Here is a 22,527-nt window from a genome sequence, read left to right on the forward strand (position 1 = left end):
CAATCTGGACGGGCGGATGGACTGCCCGGAAGGGACGGATGCGACCATGGAACTGACGGTGACGGAGTTCGTGACGCTGGACGGAGTGGTGCAGTCCCCGGGAGCCCCGGAGGAGGACACGAGCGGCGGCTTCGCCCACGGCGGCTGGGTGCAACCCCATTCCAGCCCGGAGTTTGGTGCGCACGTCGTCGACATCTTCAGCCGGGCGGACGCGTTCCTGCTCGGGCGCAGGACGTACGACATCTTCGCGGGCTACTGGCCGAAGGTGACGGCGCCGGACCACCCCATCGCCGGGCCGCTCAACACGCTGCCCAAGTACGTGGCGTCCACCACCCTGCGCAGCGTGGAGTGGGCGAACTCGAAGTTGCTGGAGGGGGACACGGTGGAGGCGGTGCGCCGCCTCAAGGCCTTGCCCGGCCGCGAGCTGCAAGTGCATGGCAGTGGCGGCCTGCTGCAGACCCTGCTGGAGCACGACCTGGTGGACGTGCTGCACCTGCACGTCTTCCCCGTGACGCTGGGCAGCGGCCGGCGCCTCTTCGGAGCAGGCACGCAGCCCCGCATGTTGCAGCTCGCCGCATCGAAGATCACGCCCACGGGGGTGGTGCTGCTCACCTACCGGCGCGGCGGACCCCTGAAGGTGGGCACCATCGGGGAGTAGGGCCCAAGCGTCAGCGCAGGCCCGCGCTCCGCCAGCTTGACTTTCACATTTTTCGGCTATGGCATGTTGTGCCATGCCGGACCCCCGCCACCTCTTGGGCGATGCCAGCGTTCTTGCCCCCCGCGTCTCGAGGGGCGTCAGGGAAGGCATGGTGCCGTTGCTCTGGATGGCAGCGCTCACGCTCTTCATGGCATGCAGCGGCTATTCGTATCTCCGGGATGGCAACGGAACGTACTTCGGGATTGAAGTCCGCGACGGCCGCGAGATTCCATGGGTCCGTGGACCGTGGCCTGTCATCGCTTCTTCCGTCGAAGCAGATGCCATCGTCGACCAGCTGTGCGCCCCGCTCATGGAGTTGCCCGCCGCCGCGCCACCTCGGGGCGACTATGGTCAGGAGTACTGCGGGGTCATCTACTCCCATGAGGGCCGCTACTACGCATCCTGGCCCGCGGCGCTGGAGACCCCGCGTCTCAGCGCTGAGAACAAGGACTTCAAGGACTGCCGCGTGCCGAAGAAAGTGGTGGATGAGCGGGGGCGGACAGCAATCCTCGCGGACTACCACACCCACCCGTGACGCTACTCGCCGCTGTCCATCCAGGATCGCTGGAAGTCTCGTCAGCGATACTCATTCCGCGTGCAGATGGACGCGACGTGCACCGTGCAGATGTACGTCCCGCATCTTGAGCAGGAGCGCCCTGGCGAGGTCTATGTGCGGCAGGGGCACCGCTGGATGCTCATCGGGCGCGTCGTTGACAAGGTGAGCGGCATCATTCTTCCTGTGCCAGAGGGATCCCGATGACACGCGCGTCGCTGCTGTTTTTGTCGCTCGTTGCATTGAGCGGGTGCTCCCTGTTCCAGCGCTCGATGCGCCCACCGCATGCCCCTCTCGAGGAGGCCCAGAAGTTCGTCTTCCCGCCCCTTCCCTTTCAGGAGGGCCGGACAACAGTCCTCAGTGGGGACGTCGCCACCGCCGTCCAACTCGCGATGGATGACTTCCTCCCCTTGGACCGCAAGCCGCCCAAGGACGCGACACCGGTCGAACTGTGCCTCTTCCGTCGCGACATCTATCAGGTGTCAGTGGAGCAGTTGCCGGACGGCATCTATCTGGTCGGTGTCTACGCGCGCACCGAACTCTGCGACCCGAACGACACAGCCACGGATGCAGGCGGACTCTACGCAGTCGATGTGCGTCGTGGCCTCATCGTCGCTCAACAGCGATAAGCGTCAGCGCAGGCCCGCGAGCTTCGCCAGCTCGCGGGACATGGCGCGCAGCTCCTCCGCGCCCGCGGCGTTCGGGCTCACGTCGAACACCACCTCGTAGCCCAGCCCCGCCTGGTTGATGGCCTCCGAGCGCGGGATGCGTGCCTTCAGCACCGGCACCGTCACGTCCTTCAGCGCCTCCTCCATCGCCTCGTTGGTCGCGGGCGTGCGCCGGTCCCACAGGTTCACGGCCGCCACCAACTGGCCGCCGTCCTCGCGCACGTCGCGCCACGCGGTTTCAATCTCACCCAGGCCCTGCAGCGCGAACGCGCCCGTGGGCACCGGCGCCACCACCACGTCCGCGTGCGCCAGCACGGCCTCCGTGAACGCGCCGATGCTCGGCGGCGTGTCCACGACGATGACGTCCGGCGTCCACGACAGCGTCTTCAGCGCGCGCGGAATCGCCTGGAGCCGGTGCCCCCAGCCGAACAGCTCGCGCTCCAGCGCCGCCATGCGCGGAGCTCCCGGCGCGATGAACAGCCCCGGCCGCTTGGGAGACGCCACCACGATTTCATCCAACTTGTGCTTCGGCCGCGGCCCGAAGGCGTCCGCCACGCACGGGCCCTCGCGCGTCTCCAGCCCCAGCACCAGCGACGCGTGCGCCTGCGGATCCAGGTCCAGCAGCAGCACCCGGTGGCCCGCGTCCGCCAGCGCCGCCGCCACGTGCGAACACAGCGTCGTCTTCCCGACGCCTCCCTTGATGGTGCAGAACGCGATGACCGGCATGGGCCCCGGATGTACCAGGAATCGGCCGTGTGCTGGGCCGCGCCGGATTGGACCGGCCTGCCCCATCCAGGGCGCTCCAGAATGGAGCGGCCCGCCCTCCCCCTCCCCGCGGACTCCAATGATTCCAGCCCCTTGGCGCTGGCACCGGACGTGCTCTGTCCCCCTCACGTCAGGGCGCCCCCAGCGGGTGTCGGAGCATCAGGAGACCCATCATGGAAATCCGCTTCTTTGGCGTTCGGGGCAGCATCGCGGTGTCGGGCTCGCGCATCGGTGGCAACACGGCGTGCGTGGAGGTGACGAGCCAGGGCGAGCGGCTGATCCTCGACGCGGGCACGGGCATCCGGACGCTGGGCGAGGTCATGATGCGCGAGGGCGCTCCGCAGAAGGCGACGATGTTCTTCTCCCACCTGCACTGGGACCACGTGCAGGGCTTCCCCTTCTTCACGCCCGCGTACCTGCCCACCACGTCGCTGACGATGTACGGCCCCGGTGCCAACGGCGCCCAGGCGCTGGAGTCCACGCTGTCGCAGCAGATGCGCCCGCCCCAGTTCCCGGTGCCGCTGTCCACCATGCGCTCGAAGATGAGCTTCGGCGCCGCGCTGCACGGCCGCACCGTGGAGGTGGGCCCCTTCAAGGTGACGCCCATCGACGTGCCACACCCGGACGGCTGCATGGCCTACCGGGTCGAAGCGGACGGCCACTCGTTCGTGTACGCCACGGACGTGGAGCTGCCGGAGCGCCTCACGTCGGACGTGGCCCGCCACTTCGAGGGCGCGGACGCGCTGTGCCTGGACGCGCAGTACACGCCCGACGAGTACGAGGGGAAGAAGGGCGTGTCCAAGAAGGGCTGGGGCCACTCGACGATGATGGACGCGGCCAAGGTGGCCAAGGACCTGCACGCCGGGCGCCTCTTCCTCTTCCACCACGACCCGTCCCACGCGGACGAGCTGCTGGAGGACATGGCGCAGGAGGCGCGCGGCCTGTTCCCCTTCACCGAGCCCGCGCGTGAAGGCCAGCGCATGCTCCTGGGCCGCGCGGCGGGCGCATGAGCGCCGCGAGCCCGGAGCCCTGCGCTGCTACAGTGCAGCCAGCGCCCTTCTCCCTTCCGCCGCTGCCCGCCGCCATGCCCTCGTCCCCGACGGATGTGTCCCAGGTCCTGCTCCCCCTTGGCGGCCTCGTCGGGCGCGAGGTGGACCTGGACGCCTTCCTGCAGACGCTCGTGGACCGCATCGCCATCACGCTGCAGGCGGACCGGGGCACGCTGTGGCTGTTGGACCCCGTGCGCCGCGAGCTGTTCAGCCGCGCGGCGCACCTCCCGGAGGTCGCGCAGATCCGCGTGAAGCTGGGCCAGGGCGTGGCGGGCTACGTGGCGGAGGCCGGCGAGCCCGTGCACGTGCCCGACCCTCGCGGCGAGCGCCGCTTCTTCGCGGACATCGACCGGATGACGGGCTACCGCACCGTCAGCCTCTGCGCGGTGCCGCTGCGCGACTCGGCGGGCGCCGTGTACGGCGTGCTCCAGGTGCTCAACCGCCTGGGCGGCGGCGCCTTCACGCAGGAGGACACCCAGAAGCTCACCGACATCGCGGCCCAGGTGAGCACCGCGCTCCAGACGACCAGCCTCTACCAGGAGCTCCAGCGCGCGAAGGATCAGCCGCAGGCCCCCGTGGGCTACTTCTTCAACCGCATCATCGGCGAGGCCCCGCCGCTCAAGGCCCTCTACCGCCTGGTGCAGAAGGCCGCGCCCACGGACGCCACGGTGCTGCTGCGCGGCGAGAGCGGCTGCGGCAAGGAGCTGTTCGCGCGCGCCATCCACGTCAACGGCCCCCGGCGCGACAAGCCCTTCGTGAAGGTGGACTGCGCGGCCCTGCCCGCCGCGCTCATCGAGAACGAGCTGTTCGGCCATGAGAAGGGCGCCTTCACCGGCGCCGACCACCGCGTGCCCGGCAAGTTCGAGGCGGCCGACGGTGGCACCGTCTTCATCGACGAGCTGGGCGAGCTGCCCCAGGCCGTGCAGGGCAAGCTGTTGCGCGTGCTGCAGGACCGCGAGTTCGAGCGCGTGGGCGGCACGCAGGCCGTCAAGGTGGACGTGCGCATCGTCGCGGCCACCCACCGCGACCTGCCGCGCATGGTGGCGGAGGGAAAGTTCCGCGAGGACCTCTACTACCGCATCAAGGTCGTGGAGCTGCTGCTGCCCCCGCTGCGCGAGCGCGGCGCGGAGGACATCGAGCGGCTCGCGCGCCACTTCGTCGCCACCGCCGCCAAGCGCCACCGCCTGCCCGTCCCACGCCTCAGCGTCGCCGCGCTCGCGCGGCTCAAGCGCTACCGCTGGCCCGGCAACGTGCGCGAGCTGGAGAACTGCATCGAGAGCGCCGTGGTGCTGTCCGAAGGGGAGATCCTGGAGGAGCACCTTCCCCTGCCCTCCCTGGACCGGGCACCGTCCTCCGCCGCGCCGACCGCGCCGGAAGCGCCCTTGGCCGCCGCGCCGGACGCCCCGCTCCTCTTGCCGCTGGCGGAGGTGGAGCGCCGCCACATCCTGCGCGTGCTGGAGGCCGTGAAGGGCAACCGCACCGCGGCGGCGCGCACGCTGGAGATCGGCCGCAACACGCTGGCCCGCAAGCTCAAGGAGTACGGCCTGGCGGACGAGGGCTGAGCTTCGGTCCGCCCCCGGGTTCGTGGCCCCGCCCCCAAGGAGCGGCCCTGCGAGCGGCGCCCTGTCCGGGGGTGCCTTTCGGTGGCCACCGGGGGCACCTCTCTGTCAGGGCCGGACACGCGCCCGTCCGAGGGGGAAGGAGCACGTCATGGCGGATGTCCTCGATGTCCCGACGAGCGGTCCCCCGGCGCAGCGGGAGACCCGGACCGGCAGGGTCATTGGCATCTCCGTGGTGGCCGCCCTGGGCGGGTTCCTCTTCGGCTTCGACACCGCCGTCATCAACGGCACGGTCACCGCCCTGAAGGCCGAGTTCGCCGCGAGCAGCTTGGGCCTGGGGCTGGCGGTGTCCTCCGCGCTCATCGGCTCGGCGGCGGGCGCCTTCGCCGCGGGGCCCTTCGCGGACCGCTACGGCCGCCGGCGCGCGATGATGCTCGCGGCGGGCCTGTTCATCATCAGCGCCATCGGGTCCGGGCTCGCGTTCTCCCTCTGGGACCTGAGCTTCTGGCGGCTGGTGGGCGGCCTGGGGGTGGGCTTCGCCAGCGTCGTCGCGCCCACGTACATCGCGGAGATCGCCCCGGCGTATCTGCGCGGCCGTCTGGCGTCGCTCCAACAACTGGCCATCGTGGTCGGCATCTTCGTGGCCCTGCTGGGAGACTTCGCCATCGCGCTCTACGCGGGCTCCGCCTCCAACCCCACCTGGCTGGGCCTCACCGCGTGGCGGTGGATGTTCTTCAGCGGCCTGCCGCCCGCGCTCTTCTACGGCATCGGCGCCGTCTTCATCTCGGAGTCCCCGCGATTCCTCGTGGCCCGGGGGCGCGAGCAGGAGGCGCTGAGCGTGCTGCGCGACATCGAGGGGGACGCCGCGCCCTCCAAGGTCGTGGAGATCCGCCGCTCGCTGCGCGCGAACTACACGCCGCACCTGGCGGACCTGAAGGGCGGCCGCTTCGGGTTCCTGCCCATCGTGTGGATCGGCATCGTGCTCGCGATGCTCCAGCAGTTCGTGGGCATCAACGTCATCTTCTACTACTCCAGCGTCCTCTGGCAGGCGGTGGGCTTCTCCGAGCACAACTCGCTGGCCATCACCGTCATCACCAGCGTCACCAACATCCTCACTACGCTCGTGGCCATCGCGTTCGTGGACAAGGTGGGAAGAAAGCCCCTGCTGATCATCGGCTCCGTGGGCATGGCGCTCACGCTGGGCCTGATGGCGTACCTCTTCGGCACCGCGCCGCTGGACGCCGCGGGCAAGCCCGTCCTCCATGGCGCGGCCGGCACCACGGCGCTCATCGCCGCCAACCTCTATGTCGTCTTCTTCGGCTTCTCGTGGGGCCCCGTCGTCTGGGTGCTGCTGGGCGAGATGTTCCCCAACAGCATCCGCGCGCTCGCGCTGTCCATCGCGGCCATGGCGCAGTGGCTGGCCAACTTCCTGGTGTCCGCCACGTTCCCGTCGCTGCAGGCCATCGGGCTGGGCTGGGCGTACGGCCTGTATGCCGCGGCCGCCGTGTTCTCCGTCTTCTTCGCCGCGAAGTTCATCCGCGAGACGAAGGGTCGGGAGCTGGAACAGATGTAGCCCCGCGAGACAGGGCGACAATGGAAGCCCGTACATCCGTACGGGCTTTCTCCATTTTTACGCATTGGCTGGGTGGAATAACACCTGATCCAATTGACACGTGGGGTCAGGGCCTTCCAGCATCTGCTTCATGCTGAAACATTCCCCCGCTCGGACTCGACTCGCGAGCCTCGTGCTCGCTTCCTTCCTCCTCGCACTCACAGCCTGCCCCGGCGACGAAAACCCTGACGAAGACGGTGGGACGACCGTCACCGACGGTGGAAACACCGACGGTGGAAACACCGACGGCGGCGACACGCTGCCGGACGGCGGCTCGTATGATCCGGGCCCCCAGGTCTGTGGCGACGGCAAGCAGCAGAAGGGCGAGGCCTGTGACGACGGCAACAACGCGTCCGGTGACGGCTGTCGCGCCAACTGCCTGGAGGTGGAGTCCGGCTACGTCTGCCCGTTCCCGGGTGAGGCGTGCGTGAAGGCCGCGATGTGCGGCAACGGCCTCCTGGAGGCGAACGAGGTCTGCGACGACCGCAACGCGGAGTCCAACGACGGCTGCTCCGCGGACTGCAAGACCGTGGAGACGGGCTGGGCGTGCCCCCTGCAGGGCCAGCGCTGCAAGGCGGCCGCGTGCGGTGACAAGGTCATCGCCGGTGACGAGGAGTGCGAGGACGGCAACGCCGCCAAGGGCGACGGCTGCAGCGACATCTGCCGCCTGGAGCAGGGCTACAAGTGCGACGTCGTGGGCCAGGCGTGCACGAAGACGACCTGCGGCGACGGCAAGAAGGAAGGCACCGAGCAGTGCGACGACGGCAACCACGACATGGGCGACGGCTGCTCGCCGCTGTGCGTGCTGGAGCCCAAGTGCGTGAACGGCACCTGCGAAGCGCGCTGCGGCGACGGCGTCATCCTGCCGGGTGACAAGACCGAGGAGTGCGACGACGGCAACGTGCGCTCCAACGACGGCTGCTCGTCCACCTGCAAGCTGGAGGCGGGCTTCGCCTGCGTGCGCGTCACCGAGTCCCCGCCGGCCTCGGTGGAGATCCCCGTCGTGTACCGCGACTTCTGCGGCGTGAGCTCGGGCTGCGTGGCCCCCCTGGCCGCCCACCCGGACTTCAATGACGCGAACGGCCCCGAGCTGGGCATCGTCGGCGCGAAGTACGGCCCGCTGGGCGCGGACGGCAAGCCCATCTACGCCAAGGGCAGCGGCTCCGCCGTCACCCACGGCAAGACGGCCTTCGACCAGTGGTACCGCGACACGCCGGGCGTCAACGTGACGGAGGTCGGCACGCTGAAGCTCGACAAGCAGGGCAACGGCTCCTACCTGTTCAACGACCAGACCTTCTTCCCGCTCGACACCAGCGGCTGGGTGGGCCAGGGCAAGGAGAACCTGCTCAACGACAACAACAACATCAAGCGCAACTTCAGCTTCACCAGCGAGACGCGCTACTGGTTCGAGTTCAAGGGCACCGAGGTCCTGACGTTCCTCGGTGACGACGACGTGTGGGTGTTCATCAACCGCAAGCTCGCCCTGGACCTGGGCGGCGTGCACGGCGCGACGGAAGGCACCGTGTCCCTGGCGGACGCGCCCACGGTCGCCTCCCTGGGCCTGGTGAAGGGCAAGATCTACGAGGTCGTCGTGTTCCAGGCCGAGCGCCACACGTCGCAGTCCTCGTACAAGCTGACCCTGAACAACTTCGAAACGCAGCGCACCGAGTGCAAGTCCACCTGCGGCAACGGCGTCATCGACCCGGGTGAGCAGTGCGACCAGGGCAACAACAACGGCCCGGGCTACGGCAAGTGCAGCCTGACCTGCATCTGGAACGCGCGCTGCGGCGACGGCATCCGCCAGGAGGATGACGGCGAGGACTGCGACGACGGCAACACCACCCCCCGCGACGGCTGCAGCGCCGTCTGCCGCGTCGAGATCGGCTGAGGACGTCCGCCCCCGGTGCCCTCACGGGCCGGGGCCCTCCGTCCGGACCTCACAGGGTCCGGGCGAGCATGAACGCGGCGGCCAGGGACAGCGCCCCGGCCGCCGCGAAGTGCTTCCAGGCCTGGCGGGACAGCACCCCACCGGTGCCCGCGGCCCCCTCCCCCAGCACCACCAGCGCCGGACGCCCGCCGCGCCCGCGCAGCTCGTAGGTGCCGTCGCGGGAACCGCGCTTCAATTCCCCCACCACCAGGCACGCCTCGCCCGGGACGCCCACGCGCTCCCAGGACAGCGCCTGCGCGGGCTCCGCGCCCAGCAGCTCCGCCCGGGTGAGCGCGGGCGGCGCCTCGCACCGGCGCACCTCCACCGGGGCCAGCAGCGCGGACGGCGCGAAGCCCACCGCCGCCCGGGTGCGCTCGCCCTTCAGGAGCAGCACCGGCGAGTACGCGCGCTCGCGCGACAGGAGCGGCCCCTTGCGGCCATGGGCCCCCACCGCGTGCACGGCCGCGTCGTAGAAGGCGCACGGCACGCCGCCCGGCGACGTCAGCGTCTCCAGGGACTCCAGCCGGCCCCGGTACACGCCGAAGCCCGGAGGCCGTCCCTCGCGCAGGGCCGCCACCGCTTCGTCCAGGGGCACGGGCGCGGCGCCGCGCAGCGCATCCGCCCGCAGGCGCACCCGGGCACCCCGCGCGGACACGCCCGCGGCCAGCACCAGCAGCACGGCGCCCAGCGCCTTCACCAGCACGTCCGGCGACACGGGCACCAGGGCCGTGCCGCGCATCCAGGGAACGAAGAGCACCAGCCCCAGGGCCAGCGCCCCGAAGCCCGCGAGCAGCCAGCGGGGCCGCGAGCCCGCAGGCGTCCGTCCCAGGGTGAACGTCGCCCAGAGCAGCAGGGCCAGCCCCACGCCACAGAGCGGCAGCAGGAGCACGCGCCCCAGGTCCAGGTCCACGGCCATGCCCCACCCCCGCCCGCGTGCCGGAAGCGGCCCCGCGACGCACGGAGCCCGGCGGGAGCAAGGTGGGAACGGGCGGGCGGAGCGGCAAGCCCCGTCCGCGAGCGGCGGCCTACTCGCCGGTGGCGACGCGGCGCACGGGGCGCTCCTGCAGCGGCCCCACGACCTTCAGGTCGTCGAAGGTGCACTGGAGGTTGCGGCAGCCCAGGGCCAGCTTGCCCACGCGGCCCTCGAAGCCCGGCAGCACCTTGGAGGCGAAGAGCCGCTTGTTGAGGAACGCGTCCACCCGCACGCCGCTCTTCTGCCGCTTGAGCTGGAGCTTCACCAGGAACGGGCCCTGCTTGGGCACCGGCATCTCGTCCTGGACGAGGTTCTTGGTGTCCTCCGCGCTGTTGCCCACCACCTCGTGCCCGTCCTCCGGGGAGAAGTAGCGCCACGACAGGCGCATGCCCGCGTCCGGGATGGCGAAGACGGACACCTGCACGTCGCGGATGCGGAACGCCAGCTCGCTGAAGTGCTGCCCGTCCTCCTCGACGGACCACTCCTTGCCCAGCGGCTTCACGTCCATCAGCACTTCCGCCGTGAAGTCGTCGCTCGTGAAGTAGCGGTGCGCCAGGTACGCGCGCGGCACCAGCTTGCCGTCCGCCTCACGGCCGGCCTGCACGACCCGCAGCTCGCCCTGGTCCATGGTCCAGGTGCCGCTGTGGACGTTGAGCTCCTCCTCGCCAGGCTCGAAGCCCAGCTCCAGGGTGCTGTCGTCGGAGCCGGCCGTGGGGGGCGTGAGCTTCAGTCCGGCGAACACCTCCCCTTCCGTGTTGGCCGGGAAGTGCAGCACGGGGGGCGGCGCTTCCCGCGGGACGCCGGTCAGCCCCGCCAGGCCCCCGACGCCCACGAAGGCGCGCACCGCGAAGCCCAGCACGGCCAGGCCGCCCACGATGGACAGGCCGGTGCGCACGCGGCCCCAGCCCGCGTGAAGCGCCTCCAGCACGGCGGTCTCCGGGCCCGTGATGGCCTTCATGGACGCCACGTGCGAGGGCTGCGCGCGCGCCAGCGCCGACGCGGGCGCCACGTGCGGCGACGACGACGAGGCCGCCACCAGCGCCTCCAGCGCCTCGCACACCTCCGAGGCGGTGGCGTAGCGGGCCTCGCGGTCCGTCTCCAGCAGCTTCTCCACCACCGGATCCACGCGCGGGTCCAGGCCGCGCACGCGCTCCGACGGCAGCTTGAAGCGGCCCACGGGCAGCTCTCCCGTGAGCGCCTCGTACATCATCACGCCCAGGGAGAAGAGGTCCGCCCGGCCGTCCACGTTCTTCGCGTCCCGGCGCTGCTCCGGGGCCATGTAGTTGAGCGTGCCCATGGCCACCGCCGTCGCGGTGAGCTGCTTCTCCGAGTTCGGCTCGTGGATGCCCGCCAGGCCGAAGTCCGCCACCTTCGCGTGCATCCGCCCGTCCAGCAGGATGTTCTCCGGCTTCAGGTCGCGGTGGATGATGCTCTTCGCGTGCGCGCACTCCACGGCGCGCGCCACCTGGAGCAGCACCTTCAGGGCCTGCGCGGGGGAGAGGCCCTCCCGGCCGCTCAGCGCGTGGCGCAGCGACTGGCCCTCCACGTACTCCATGACGAAGTAGTAGTGCTCGCCCTGCACGCCCCGGTCGATGATCTGCACGATGTTCGGGTGGCTCAGGGCCGCCAGCGCGGTCGCCTCCTTGTCGAAGCGCGACACGAACTCCTCGTCCTTCGCCAACCGGGGCGGCAGCACCTTCACCGCCACCGTGCGGCCCAGGGACTGCTGGCGCGCGAGCCACACCTCGCCCATGCCGCCGCGCCCCAGCACCTCCAGGAGCTCCAGGCCCGGCAGCTGGGGCTTCGCGCCCGTCAGCACCGTCTCCGCGTGCTCGATGGCGCGCAGGCCCGTGTCCATCACCCGGGGGGCCTTCACCCCCGGCGTCGCCGCGCGCACCAGCGTGGCCTCCACCCCGTCCGGGGCCAGCGCCTGCGCGCCTGGATCCGCCGTGGGCACCGCCACTCCGGACACAGGCGCGTTGCGGCCCTCCACGGCGGCCGGAACGACCGCCACGGGAACCTCGCCCTCGTCCGCCTTCCCCACGCCATCCGGTCGCGGGACGTTCATGTCGCTGCCCCCTGGGACGGAGCCGGCCCTCATCTCCTGTCCCACCGCGTCCTCCCCGTCCGCTCCAACACCGCGAGCGGCGGAAGGTGACGCCGATTCTGGCGGATTCTCCGCCGCGCGCGGGACGAACGTCACCGCGACGCCTGCTTCGTCGTTGGCCTTCACGGCCGGACGGACGCCCGACGGCTCGGCCGTATTCGGGCGGTGGATGCCGGACACGTCCGCGCGCCGCACCTCGAACCGGATGCCGCAGCGGCACGTGACCTTCTGGCCGCTCACGTACACCCGGGTGTCGTGCACCGTGCCGCAGTTGGGGCACGACTGGGTCGTCGTCATGGACGAGGAGCGCACCGTCAGCGCACCTTGCGGGAGGTGGAGGTGGTCAGCTCCGCGCCGTGCACGCGGAAGGTCTGCACGCCCTTCTCCTTGCCCTTCACCTGGAGCACCGGCAGCTCCTCCACGTCGAAGCCGGGCCCGGACTTGCGCACCGTGGCCTCCGACGCGAGCACCTCGCCGCTCCGGGCGATGCCGCACAGCCGCGACGCGGTGTTCACGGTGTCACCGATGGCGGTGAACTCGTGCCGCTCCGCGCTGCCCATGTAGCCCACGACGGCCTGGCCGGTGTTGACGCCGATGCCCACTTCAATGGGCTTCTTGCCGTCCAGCACGCGCTGCCGGTTGAGCTCCGTGACGGCGTCCTGCATCTCCAGCGCGGCCCTCAGGGCCCGGGCCGGATCATCCGGGTGCGACGACGGCGGACCCCACACCGCCATCACGCAGTCCCCGATGAACTTGTCCAGGTTGCCCTCGTAGCGGAACACCACGTCCGCCATGGCGGTGAAGAAGCTGTTGAGCATCGACACCACCTCCTGCGGCGAGTCGCTCTCCGCCAGGGTGGTGAAGCCACGGATGTCCGCGAACAGGCAGCTCACCTCCGCGAGCCGGCTCTGGCGCAGGTCCTCCGTGCCGCCGTTGATCACCGCGTCCGCCACCGCCTTGGACAGGAAGCGCGACAGCTCCGCGCGCGTCACCGCCTCGTTGCGGATCTGCTCCGCCAGCGCCGCGTTCTCCAGCGCGATGCCCGCCTGCGCCGCGATGCCGGAGAGGATGGTCAGGTCCTTCTCCGAGAAGGCGTTGATCTGCTGGCGGCTGTCCAGGAACAGCACCGCCATGATGTCGCCGTTCACCAGCAGCGGCACCGCCATGGCGGAGCGGATGCCTTGCGCCACGATGCTCTCCGCGGCGGAGAAGCGCTCGTCGATGATGGCGTCCGCCGTGAGCACCGCCTTGCCCGTCTCCACCACGCGCTTGAGCACGGTGTCCGACAGCATGACGTTCACCTGCTTGCCCTGCCGGTGGTGCACCGCGGCCGGGATGAACTCCCCCTCCGGGCCCACCTTCAGGATGACGCCGTGGTCGGCCGCGAGCAGCTCGAAGGCGACCTTGAGGATCTGCTCGAACAGGTCGTCCTGGTTGCCCTTGAGGCTCACCTGCCGGTGGAACTCGTGGGCGATTCGCAGCTTCTCGTAGTCCCGGCGCAGCGCGGCGGTGTCCGTCACCTGCTCCGCGGGGCGGAAGTTCTGCGGCACCTGGTCCATCTGCGCCAGGAAGGCCGGCATGGACACGGCGTTGGCCACCACCGTCACGCCCGGCAGCGTCGGCGGGTTGGGCCCGCCGGGCGCCGCCTCTCCGCTGTGGAAGACGAGCCGGGAGGACCCCAGGGCGATCTCATCCCCGTCCTTGAGGCGCATCTCCCCCGTCACCCGGCGCCCGTTGACGAAGGTGCCGTTGGACGAGTTCAGGTCGCGCAGCACGAAGTCGCGCCCCACCTTCTCGATGGTGGCGTGCTCCTTGGAGACCTCCCGGTCCACCAGCCGCAGCGTGTTGGACGGGTGGCGGCCGAGCGACGTCGTCGGACCCAGGGGAAACTCCCCCAGCGTCCCGTCCGCGAACCGCCCCGTCAGGTGCGGCCCGCGCGGGTGCGACCCGGACCTGGGCGGGAATGGGGCGGGTGCCTGGTTCACGCGCGAATCCTCACCGGCCCGGACACTACCAGAGCCTTCCGCCCCAAAGGAACGCTCGCGACGCCGCCCCCCGGACGGGCCGCCGCCGCCCTGCACGGCCGGTCAGTCCTCGCTCCCACCCGGCCGCTCATGTGGACGGCGGGGCCAGCGTCCCCGGGGCCGCCGGGTCCGCTGACGCGGGCGGACGTCGCTCCGGGGCGCGGAAGCCCAGGCCAATGGACGGCAGGAAGGTCATCCCGCCCACGTCCCGCTTCTGCCCGAAGATGACGGGGCTGGAGAAGACGTAGCCCCCGGTGAGCTCCGCGTAGAAGTGCACGTACTTGTAGCCCAGGGCGAAGCCCACCGTGGTGCCCACGAAGTGGCTGTTCACCGTGGAGGGCAGGCTCACGTCGAAGCCCGTCACCGGCTTGCCCTGCTGGGAGAAGTCCACCAGCCGGGCGTCCAGGCTGGTGTGGCTGAAGACGTACTTGGGGGCGCCGTAGAGCTTGAACACGTCTCCGTACTCGGCGCTCAGGTAGAGCGGCACCTCCACGTCGGTCCGGCTGAAGTCCCCCAGCTGGACCACCTCCAGGACGTCCATCACCGCCCCGGAGAACAGGTACTTGGACACCCCCAGCCCCACCGCCAGGTCATAGGAGCGGCGCGGGCCGGGACCGCCGTGCGCCAGCCGCACCTTGCCGTCGAAGCGCAGCGCGTTGCCGTTGTAGCGCCCGCCCACGTCGAAGCCGTCCAGGAGCCCCACCCGCACCATCAGCTCCGGGTTGACCCCTGGCGGGGCCACCGCCAGCGCCAGGCCCGCCGTGATCAGCCGCTGCTGGTCCTCCTCCGTGAGGGTGTAGGGCTCGTCGTTTTCAATGGCGCGCTTCGCCGCCTTCCCCTGGTCGATGCCCACGTCCACCACCGACCCCAGCGTCCCCACGGGGACGAACACGCCCATGCTGCCTGTCACCTGGACCTGCCCGGGCGACAGCGTCTTCGCCGTCTGCATGGTGGAAAGCGGGGTCGCGCACCCCACGGCGAGGCCAGCGAGCCCCAGCAGGAGCAGGACGGGAAGGTTTCTCATGGGGTTGCAGGTTAAGCCCATTTCAGGCGCGAACGCTTCTATCCGCGCGTCCACGCTGGTAAGGGGGCTGTCGTGCGAATCAAGCAAAAACCCGAGGACTTCTCCGTGAAGGAGTCCTACCGCTTCGACGAAGTCGAAAACGGCAAGCATCGCGTCTACCTCATGGACAAGCAGAAGCTGTCCACGTTCGACGCGGTCAACCGCATCCGTGACGCGTTCGGTCTGAAGCCCGGCGCCATCAGCTACTGCGGCCTCAAGGACAAGCAGGGCCGGACCGAGCAGATCATCGCCGTGGACGGCGCCGACGTGGACATGCAGGAGCCCGACCTGCGCCTGAAGTTCCTGGGCCGGACGGACAAGCCGCTGTCCGCGCGCAACATCACCTCCAACCGCTTCTCCGTCACCGTGCGCGCCCTGACGCACGACTCGCTGGCGCCGCTCAACCTGGCCGCCGCGGAGGTGAACCGGCTGGGCGTGGTGAACTACTTCGACAGCCAGCGCTTCGGCGCGCTCAAGCACGGCCAGGGCTTCATCGCCAAGGACCTCATCCGGGGCGACTTCGAGGCCGCGCTGCACAACTACTTCGCCCGCCCCTCGGACCTGGACCGCACCGAGGACGCCAAGGTGAAGGGCTTCTGGCGCGACAACTGGGGCAAGTGGGACGCGCGCGTGCCCTTCGAGGGCGCGAAGAAGTACCACCGCATCCTGCGCTCCCTGCGTGAGCACCCGGGCGACTGGCTCCGCGCGTTCCTGCAGATCGACTCGGACTACCGGGCGATGATCCTCTTCGAGTACCAGAGCTTCCTCTGGAACGAGGGCGTCCGGCGCTACCTCCAGCTGATGCTGCCGCGCGAGGCCATGTTCCCCATGCGCTACCAGGCCGGCACGCTCCTGCACTTCCGGGACGCGACCCCGGACGTGCTGCACACGCTGCGCGAGAAGACCTTCCCGCTCGTGGGGCCGGACACCACCTTCCAGGATCCGAAGGTGGCGGAGGCCATGACGTGGGTGCTGGGCCGCGAGAAGCTCAAGCTCTCCGACCTGCGCATCAAGGGCGCGGAGCGGATGCTCTACTTCAAGGAGGAGCAGCGCCCGCTGGTGATGTTCCCGCACAAGCTCGTCGTGGGCCGCACGCAGAACGACGACGTGAACCGCGGCGACATCAAGGTCAACGTGGCCTTCACGCTGCCCCCGGGCGCGTACGCCACGCTGGTCATCAAGCGCCTGTTCCACTTCGAGTACACGGAGGACTCGAAGGAGGACATCCGCACCTCGCAGCGCCCGCGGCTCGTCACCACCGAGCGCGAAGAGGCCCGCGTGGAGGAGGCCCGGAGCGCCGCCCGCGCCAGCGAGGGGCCCTCGCGCCACCGCACCCTCGCGGACCGCGCCCCCAGCCGCACCGCGCGTCCGGCCTCGTCCGAGCGCCCCGCCCGCCGGGCCGAGGCCCCGGGCAAGGAAGCCCGGCCCCCCAGCCGCATCGGCCGTCCGGCCCGCCAGCCCCGCGAGGCGCTGCCGGACCTGGATGAGGTCAAGGCCGCCCCCTCGCCGGCTCCGGAGCCGGAAATTCCGCTGGGCTTCCGGGCGAAGCAGAAGCAGCGCAAGCAGGTGAAGGCCGAAGTGCGGGCGGAAAAGGCCGAAAAGCAGCGCCTGGCCGCCGCCAAGTCCGCGAAAAAACAGAAGCGGAAGTGATGCTCGGGGGCAGCGCAATGGCCTTTTGCCATGCCCGTATTCCAGGGCGTGAACGCTCTTGCCCTCGACTCGCTCCCCATGGCCATCGGAATGCTGATGGCTGAGGAAGCCGCCCCGCTCCCCTGGAAGGCGGACGTGCAGGCCGCCCGCAAGGGGGACCCGTCCGCTTTCGAAGCGCTCGTGCGCAGCGTGCAGCGCCCGGTGTACGGCCTGGCGCTGCGCCTGCTGCAGAGCGAGGCGGAGGCCGCCGAGGTCGCGCAGGAGGCCCTGCTCCGCGCGTACCAGAACCTCCACCGCTACGACGACGCGCGCCCGTTCGACCTCTGGGTGCTCGCCATCACCCGCAACCTCTGCCTGGACCTGCTCCGCCGCCGCACCAAGGTGCGCACGGAGGAACTGGAGCCCATGAAGGAGGTGCTCCCCAGCAACGAGGCGTCCCAGGAGGACGGGGCCATCGCGCGCGAGGAGCGGCAGTCGCTGGAGGCCGCCATGGAGACGCTCTCCGTGGACGACCGCGAGGTGCTGGCCCTCTATTACGTCCAGAAGCGCACCACGAAGGAGATCGCGCAGATCATGGGCTGCGCGCCCGGGACCATCATGGCGAGGCTGTTCCGGGCCCGTGAGAAGCTGCGCAAGAAGATGACGCCCGCCGAGGAGGAGACGCGATGAGCCCCACCCCCTGCCCCGACCTGGAAGTCCTCTTCGCGGAGCTGGAGGCCGGTGAGGGCCCCGCGCTGGATCACGCCGCGGAGTGCGAGGCGTGCGCGGCCCTGATGGAGGACCACCGCCTGCTGGAGCAGGACCTGTTCCGGCTGGCGGATCCGCTGCCGCCCCCGTCGCTGGTCGTGAACGTGATGGCCCGCGTCGCGGAGAGCCCCGTGCCCCAGCGCCGCGAGGTGTGGACGGGCCTGGCCATCCTGCTGACGTCCCTGGGCGTGGGGCTGGGCTTCCTGCTCACGAACGACCGGGCGCTCGGCCGCATGGGCACCGCGTTCGCGTCCAGCGTGGCCGGCACCCGCGCCTTCGTGGAAGGCCTGTTCAGTGGGGCGCACGCCCTCTGGAGCACCGCGGGGCTGGCGGTGGCCTGTTTCATCGCCTTCACCGTGTTCACGTCCCTGTTCGGCCTGAAGCGCCTGGTCGGTTCCCCTCCCCCGTCCCTCTCCGAAGCCTGAGCGTGTCCATGAAGATCCTCCCCCGCCTGCTGCTTCCGACCCTCCTCCTCGGCGCCCCCATGGCGCTCGCGGAAGGCGCCCCGGCCCCCTCGGCCGCCGCCGCTCCCGCCCGCACCATCGACGTGAGCTTCCGCGGCTCGCTGCGGGACGCGCTCAAGACCATCGCGGAGAAGGGCGGCCTGAACCTGGTCGTCACCGGCGACCTGGACGTCCCCGCCGAGGTGCGCCTGCGCGGCATCAGCGCCGAGCAGGCCCTGCGCACCGTGTCCCGCGCGTACTCGCTCCACCTGGAGCAGGACGGCTCCATCTTCACCCTGCGCCCGCTCACGGCGAAGGAGAAGGAGGCCGGCGCGAGCCCCGCCGCCCTGCCCACGCCGCCCGCGCCTCCCGTCATCGCCGCCACGCCGCCGGCTCCCCCGATGCCCGCCATGGACCCGAACGCGACTCCGGAGGAGATCGCCCAGGCCCGTGAAGAGGCGCAGCGCGCTCGCGAGGAGGCCCGCGAGGAGGCGCGGCAGGCCCGCGAGGAGGCCATGCAGGCCGCGAAGGAAGAGGCGGCCGCGGCCAAGGAGCGCGTGCGCGAGGAGCTGCGCAACTTCCGCGACAGCTTCAAGCACAAGAAGGGCAAGCGCGGCGCCCGGGACGTGGTGGCGCGCGGACAGAACCTGGAGGTGAAGGAGGGCGAGTCCGTGGAGAGCGCCGTCGTCTACGGCGGCAACCTCATCGTGAAGGGCATCGTGGAGGACGACGCGGTCGCCTTCGGCGGCAACCTGGAGATCCAGGGCCACGTGGAGGGAGACGCGCACGCCTTTGGCGGCAACGTCATCCTGGGGCCCAACGCGGAGGTGGACGGCGACGTGTCCGCCTTCGGCGGCCAGGTGCAGAAGTCGGACGGCGCCCGGGTGGAGGGCAGCCTGGAGTCCTTCGGCGGCGCGGGCCTGGGCCGCATGGTGGCGGGCGAAATCAAGCGCGGCATGCAGGACGTGCAGAACCACGACACGTCCGTGAAGGACACCGACGATGACGACCACGACAACGGCGGCGGCCTGGCGTCGTTCATCCTCCAGTTCGCGCTCCTCTTCGGCCTGGGCTTCCTGGGGCAGATGTTCTTCCCGGCGCGCATGAAGGAGCTGGGCGATGAGATCCGCGCCAACCCCCGCCGCAACGCCGTCGTGGGCTTCGTGGGCGCGCTGGCCCTCATCCCCCTGAGCGTCGTGCTGTGCGTCACGCTCGTGGGCATCCCGGTGGCGTTCGCCCTCCTGGTCGCCTCCATGCTGGGCACGGCGCTGGGCTACGCGGCCATCGCCAGCGAGCTGGGCACCCGGCTGCCGGTGCTGCGCGGCAGGAAGACGCAGGCGGTGGTGCTCGCGCTGGGCCTGGGCGCCATCCTCCTGGTCAGCCACATCCCGGTGATTGGCGTCCTGCTCAACCTCTTCCTCATCCCGCTGGCCTTCGGCGCGGTCATCCGCACCCGCTTCGGCTACCGCGGCGGCCGGGGCATGCCGGAGCCCATCTTCCCCCGGAGCGAGCACCCGGTTTGACGCACCCGGCCTCACGGCCGCCCGGGATTGCCACACCGCATCATGAAGCCCCGCTCCCGAGCGTACCGGGAGTGGGGCTTTTCCTTCTCCAACAAGCCCCACGCTCGCGCGCCATCACCTGCGCTGTCGTGACCGGTTGTGGACGGTGGGCGGGCAGCCGCTGACAGGCTTTGACCGCCCCCGTCGGGTGCGCCATTTTGCGCGGCACCCATGCGACGCCTCCCAGACGCAACCCCGCGCGGCAGGGCCATCACCGTGGACCTCGAGGGCGAGAGCATCCCCGCCATCGAAGGCGAGCCGGTGGCGTGCTCCCTCATCGCCGCGGGCGAGAACGTCCTCTCCCGCTCCGTGAAGTACCACCGCCCGCGCGGGCCGTACTGCTTCGCCGCGGCCTGCTCGCACTGCCTCATGCGCGTGGACGGGCTGCCCAACGTCTACACCTGCCGCACCCCCGCGAAGGAGGGCATGCGGCTGGAGCGGCAGAACGCGTACCCCTCCGCGAAGGTGGACATCTTCGAGACCATCGACTGGTTCTTCCCCAAGCGCCTGGATCACCACGAGATGTTCGCGGGCGTGCCGGTGGCGGAGGACGTGATGGCGCGCGTGGCCCGGCAACTGGCCGGCCTGGGCCTGCTGCCCAAGGAGGCGGGCCCGGAGCCCCTGCCCCCGCGCACCTTCCACACCTCCGTCGCGGTGGTGGGCGGCGGCGCGGCGGGCCTGGAGGCGGCGCGGGTGCTCGCGGGCAAGGGCGTGCCCTTCATGCTCTTCGAGCGCGACGCCACCCTGGGCGGGCGGCTGGCGCACGGCGCCCCGGAGGAGAACGCGCCCTTCGTGCCGGAGGCCACCGCGTTCCCGCAGGGCAGCGTGGTGCGCAGGGCCACCGTCATCGGCCTGTATGACGACGAGCACGGCCGCTACCTGGCGGTCGCGTCCCAGGAGGCCGCGAACCTGCGGCTGCTCAAGGTCTACGCGAAGCGCTTCCTGCTCACGGTGGGCGGCCATCCCCCCACCCTCCCCTTCGAGAACAACGACCTGCCCGGCGTCATCGCGGGCCGCGCGGCGAGCCTGCTCTTGCGCAAGCACGACGTGGCCCCGCGGGTGGCGGCGCTGGTGGGCCACGGCCCGGAGCTGCACGCGCTGGCGCACCTGTTCACCCAGCGCGGCGTGGAGGTGGCGGCGGTGGTGGACCTGAAGGGCCCGCTGCCCGCGAACGCGCACCCCAAGGCCGTCATCGGTGACGGGCTCAAGGGCCACGGCCTGCGCGGCGTGACGGGCTTGAGCTTCACGCCCCAGGGCGGCCGCAAGCAGAAGGTGTCGTGCGACGCCGTCGTCGTGTCGGTGCCGGTGGCGCCGGGCTTCGAGCTGGCGCGCCAGGGCGGCGCGAAGGTGGAGTTCGACGCGGACGCGGGCCACTTCCGGGTGGAGGCGGACGCGGACGGCCGCACGCAGGCGGCGGACGTGTTCGTCGCGGGAGACGTGGCGAAGGTCGGCACGGCGAAGGACGCCGCGGCCATGGGCGCACGCGCGGCGCAGGCGCTGCTGGGAGGGCTGTCATGAGCAAGGCGCTCGTCTGCACCTGCGAGGACGTCACGGTCACGGACGTGGAGCACGCCATCGAGCGCGGCTACCACGACGTGGAGTCGGTGAAGCGCTACACGGGCTTCGGCACCGGCATCTGCCAGGGCAAGAGCTGCCACGCGGCGGTGGCGGCGCTGCTCAAGCAGAAGGCCCCGGCGCTCAAGCCGGAGGGCGTGGTGCCCTTCACGCCCCGCCCGCCGCTGTACCCCACGGAGCTGCGCGTGCTGGCCAGCGCCCCGGTGGACGAGGCCGTCCCGCCCGTGGGCGGCGTGCCCCAGGAGCTGGAGCACTTCCCGTCCGCGCTGCGCCCGGAGGGACCGGTGCCGCAGAAGGCGAAGGTGGTCATCATCGGCGGCGGCATCATGGGCCTGTCGCTGGCGTACAACCTGGCGCTGCGCGGGGAGACGGACGTCGTCGTGCTGGAGCGCGGCTACCTGTGCGCCGGCGCGTCCGGCCGCAACGGCGGCGGCGTGCGCATGCAGTGGGGCACCCCGGCGCTCATCCAACTGGCCAAGCGCTCCATTGATTTGATGAAGGGCTTCGCGCGCGACCTGGGCGTCAACGTGTGGCTGCGCCAGGGCGGCTACCTCTTCCTGGCCAAGCGCAAGGACACCGCGTACCGGCTGGATCGCAACGCCGCCCTGCACAACAAGTACGGCGTGCCCACGCGCATCATCACCGCGGACGAGGCGCGCCAGGTCGTCCCGGGCCTCACGATGAAGGACTGCGTGACGGCGGCCTACAACCCGGAGGACGGCGTCATCTTCCCCTGGGCCTTCCTGTGGGGCTACGCGCAGGGCAGCGTGAAGCGCGGCGTGAAGGTGGAGACGTACACCAACGTCACCGGCTTCGAGACGAGCAACGGCCAGGTGCGCAAGGTGAAGACGGACCGGGGCGACATCGCCTGCGACACCGTCGTGCTTGCCTCCGGCGCGTGGAGCCCGGCGGTCGCGAAGCTGGCGGACGTGAAGCTGCCCAACGAGCCGCACCGCCATGAAATCCTGAGCACCGAGCCGCTCAAGCCCTTCCTGTCGCCGCTGGTGTCCGTCCTCGACACGGGCCTGTACTTCAGCCAGTCCATGCGCGGTGAGATTGTCGGCGGCATGGGCGACCCGCTGGAGCCCTCCGGCCCCAACATGGGCAGCACGCTGCGCTTCGTGTCGCGCTTCGCCCGCGCCCTCACGGAGCAACTGCCGCACGTGGGCCAGGTGAAGGTGCTGCGCCAGTGGGGCGGCCTCTACGACGTCACCCCGGACAACAACCCCATCCTCGGGCGCACCCCCGGCCTGGACAACCTGCTCCAGATGTCCGGCTTCGTGGGCCACGGCTTCATGATGGCCCCCGCCGTCGCGGAGCGGATGGCCCAGTGGATGACCTCCGGCGCCTCCGACGAGCTCTTCACCCGCTTCAACCTCCGCCGCTTCGAGGAAGGCACCCTCGAGCGCGAGGACATGATCATCGGCTGAAGAATTCCGCCCGCCCCGCCCCTGTCTCCGCCTGGGACAGGGGCGGTCTCCCGCATGTCCGCAAAAGCGGCACTCCCGGAAAATCACGCAAACGCCCGGGATGGCTGGGGATTCGCCGGGGAA

Annotated in this window: 18 protein-coding genes; 13 read left to right on the forward strand and 5 right to left on the reverse strand. The window is 70.9% G+C overall.

The genetic code is table 11. The features are described from left to right. Nucleotides 1–46 precede the first annotated feature (46 nt). From JYK02_RS33950 to JYK02_RS33960, 3 genes are all read left to right on the forward strand, one after another. The gene (locus JYK02_RS33950) at nucleotides 47–658 is read left to right on the forward strand and encodes a dihydrofolate reductase family protein (protein WP_207057067.1); all 612 of its coding nucleotides are present in this window, start codon (nucleotides 47–49) and stop codon (nucleotides 656–658) included. A gap of 73 nt (nucleotides 659–731) precedes the next feature. Further along, entirely contained in the window at nucleotides 732–1,232 is a 501-nt protein-coding gene (locus JYK02_RS33955; protein ID WP_207057068.1) for a hypothetical protein, read from the forward strand. A gap of 221 nt (nucleotides 1,233–1,453) precedes the next feature. Continuing rightward, entirely contained in the window at nucleotides 1,454–1,879 is a 426-nt protein-coding gene (locus JYK02_RS33960; RefSeq protein ID WP_207057069.1) for a hypothetical protein, read from the forward strand. A 3-nt stretch (nucleotides 1,880–1,882) separates the two neighbouring features. On the opposite strand, the gene JYK02_RS33965 is transcribed toward JYK02_RS33960, so the two are convergent. Next, entirely contained in the window at nucleotides 1,883–2,644 is a 762-nt protein-coding gene (locus JYK02_RS33965) for a ParA family protein (RefSeq protein WP_207057070.1), read from the reverse strand. A gap of 212 nt (nucleotides 2,645–2,856) precedes the next feature. Between JYK02_RS33965 and JYK02_RS33970 the strand changes: the two genes are divergently transcribed. The 4 genes from JYK02_RS33970 (at nucleotide 2,857) to JYK02_RS33985 (ending at nucleotide 8,791) form a co-directional block, all read left to right on the forward strand. After that, complete coding sequence (locus JYK02_RS33970; RefSeq protein WP_207057071.1) at nucleotides 2,857–3,693, forward strand: MBL fold metallo-hydrolase; 837 nt, start codon at nucleotides 2,857–2,859, stop codon at nucleotides 3,691–3,693. Nucleotides 3,694–3,767: 74 nt separating this feature from the next. Continuing rightward, nucleotides 3,768–5,294 (forward strand): sigma-54-dependent Fis family transcriptional regulator, encoded by a 1,527-nt coding sequence (locus JYK02_RS33975; protein ID WP_207057072.1) that lies wholly within the window; start codon nucleotides 3,768–3,770, stop codon nucleotides 5,292–5,294. Between the two features lie 148 nt (nucleotides 5,295–5,442). Continuing rightward, nucleotides 5,443–6,864, forward strand: a complete 1,422-nt coding sequence (locus JYK02_RS33980) for a sugar porter family MFS transporter (protein ID WP_207057073.1) — start codon at nucleotides 5,443–5,445, stop codon at nucleotides 6,862–6,864. Between the two features lie 130 nt (nucleotides 6,865–6,994). Then, on the forward strand, nucleotides 6,995–8,791 hold the full coding sequence (locus tag JYK02_RS33985; RefSeq protein ID WP_207057074.1) for a DUF4215 domain-containing protein: 1,797 nt from the start codon (nucleotides 6,995–6,997) through the stop codon (nucleotides 8,789–8,791). Nucleotides 8,792–8,840: 49 nt separating this feature from the next. On the opposite strand, the gene JYK02_RS40625 is transcribed toward JYK02_RS33985, so the two are convergent. The 4 genes from JYK02_RS40625 to JYK02_RS34005 all read right to left on the reverse strand — a co-directional run bounded on the left by JYK02_RS40625 (nucleotide 8,841) and on the right by JYK02_RS34005 (nucleotide 14,958). After that, nucleotides 8,841–9,746: a hypothetical protein gene (locus JYK02_RS40625; RefSeq protein ID WP_207057075.1), complete on the reverse strand. Its 906-nt coding sequence runs from the start codon at nucleotides 9,744–9,746 to the stop codon at nucleotides 8,841–8,843. A gap of 109 nt (nucleotides 9,747–9,855) precedes the next feature. Further along, on the reverse strand, nucleotides 9,856–12,207 hold the full coding sequence (locus tag JYK02_RS33995) for a serine/threonine-protein kinase (protein ID WP_207057076.1): 2,352 nt from the start codon (nucleotides 12,205–12,207) through the stop codon (nucleotides 9,856–9,858). 17 nt (nucleotides 12,208–12,224) lie between these two features. Next, entirely contained in the window at nucleotides 12,225–13,895 is a 1,671-nt protein-coding gene (locus tag JYK02_RS34000) for an adenylate/guanylate cyclase domain-containing protein (protein ID WP_207057077.1), read from the reverse strand. Between the two features lie 127 nt (nucleotides 13,896–14,022). Then, nucleotides 14,023–14,958 (reverse strand): hypothetical protein, encoded by a 936-nt coding sequence (locus JYK02_RS34005; protein WP_207057078.1) that lies wholly within the window; start codon nucleotides 14,956–14,958, stop codon nucleotides 14,023–14,025. Between the two features lie 72 nt (nucleotides 14,959–15,030). Between JYK02_RS34005 and truD the strand changes: the two genes are divergently transcribed. The 6 genes from truD (at nucleotide 15,031) to JYK02_RS34035 (ending at nucleotide 22,404) form a co-directional block, all read left to right on the forward strand. Beyond that, nucleotides 15,031–16,647: a tRNA pseudouridine(13) synthase TruD gene (truD, locus tag JYK02_RS34010; RefSeq protein ID WP_207057079.1), complete on the forward strand. Its 1,617-nt coding sequence runs from the start codon at nucleotides 15,031–15,033 to the stop codon at nucleotides 16,645–16,647. Nucleotides 16,648–16,743: 96 nt separating this feature from the next. Beyond that, entirely contained in the window at nucleotides 16,744–17,316 is a 573-nt protein-coding gene (locus JYK02_RS34015) for an RNA polymerase sigma factor (protein WP_242589509.1), read from the forward strand. Next, nucleotides 17,313–17,819 (forward strand): hypothetical protein, encoded by a 507-nt coding sequence (locus JYK02_RS34020; protein WP_207057081.1) that lies wholly within the window; start codon nucleotides 17,313–17,315, stop codon nucleotides 17,817–17,819. The genes JYK02_RS34015 and JYK02_RS34020 overlap by 4 nt, the downstream gene beginning before the upstream one ends. Before the next feature lie 8 nt (nucleotides 17,820–17,827). Next, nucleotides 17,828–19,360 carry a hypothetical protein gene (locus JYK02_RS34025; protein ID WP_207057082.1) on the forward strand — a complete coding sequence of 511 codons (1,533 nt, stop codon included), beginning with the start codon at nucleotides 17,828–17,830 and terminating at the stop codon, nucleotides 19,358–19,360. Nucleotides 19,361–19,570: 210 nt separating this feature from the next. Then, nucleotides 19,571–20,917, forward strand: coding sequence for a 2Fe-2S iron-sulfur cluster-binding protein (locus tag JYK02_RS34030; protein ID WP_207057083.1), 1,347 nt, complete (start codon nucleotides 19,571–19,573; stop codon nucleotides 20,915–20,917). Beyond that, complete coding sequence (locus JYK02_RS34035; RefSeq protein WP_207057084.1) at nucleotides 20,914–22,404, forward strand: FAD-dependent oxidoreductase; 1,491 nt, start codon at nucleotides 20,914–20,916, stop codon at nucleotides 22,402–22,404. The genes JYK02_RS34030 and JYK02_RS34035 overlap by 4 nt, the downstream gene beginning before the upstream one ends. Nucleotides 22,405–22,527 lie beyond the last annotated feature (123 nt).

The organism is Corallococcus macrosporus, assembly GCF_017302985.1.
GTDB lineage: Bacteria > Myxococcota > Myxococcia > Myxococcales > Myxococcaceae > Corallococcus > Corallococcus macrosporus_A.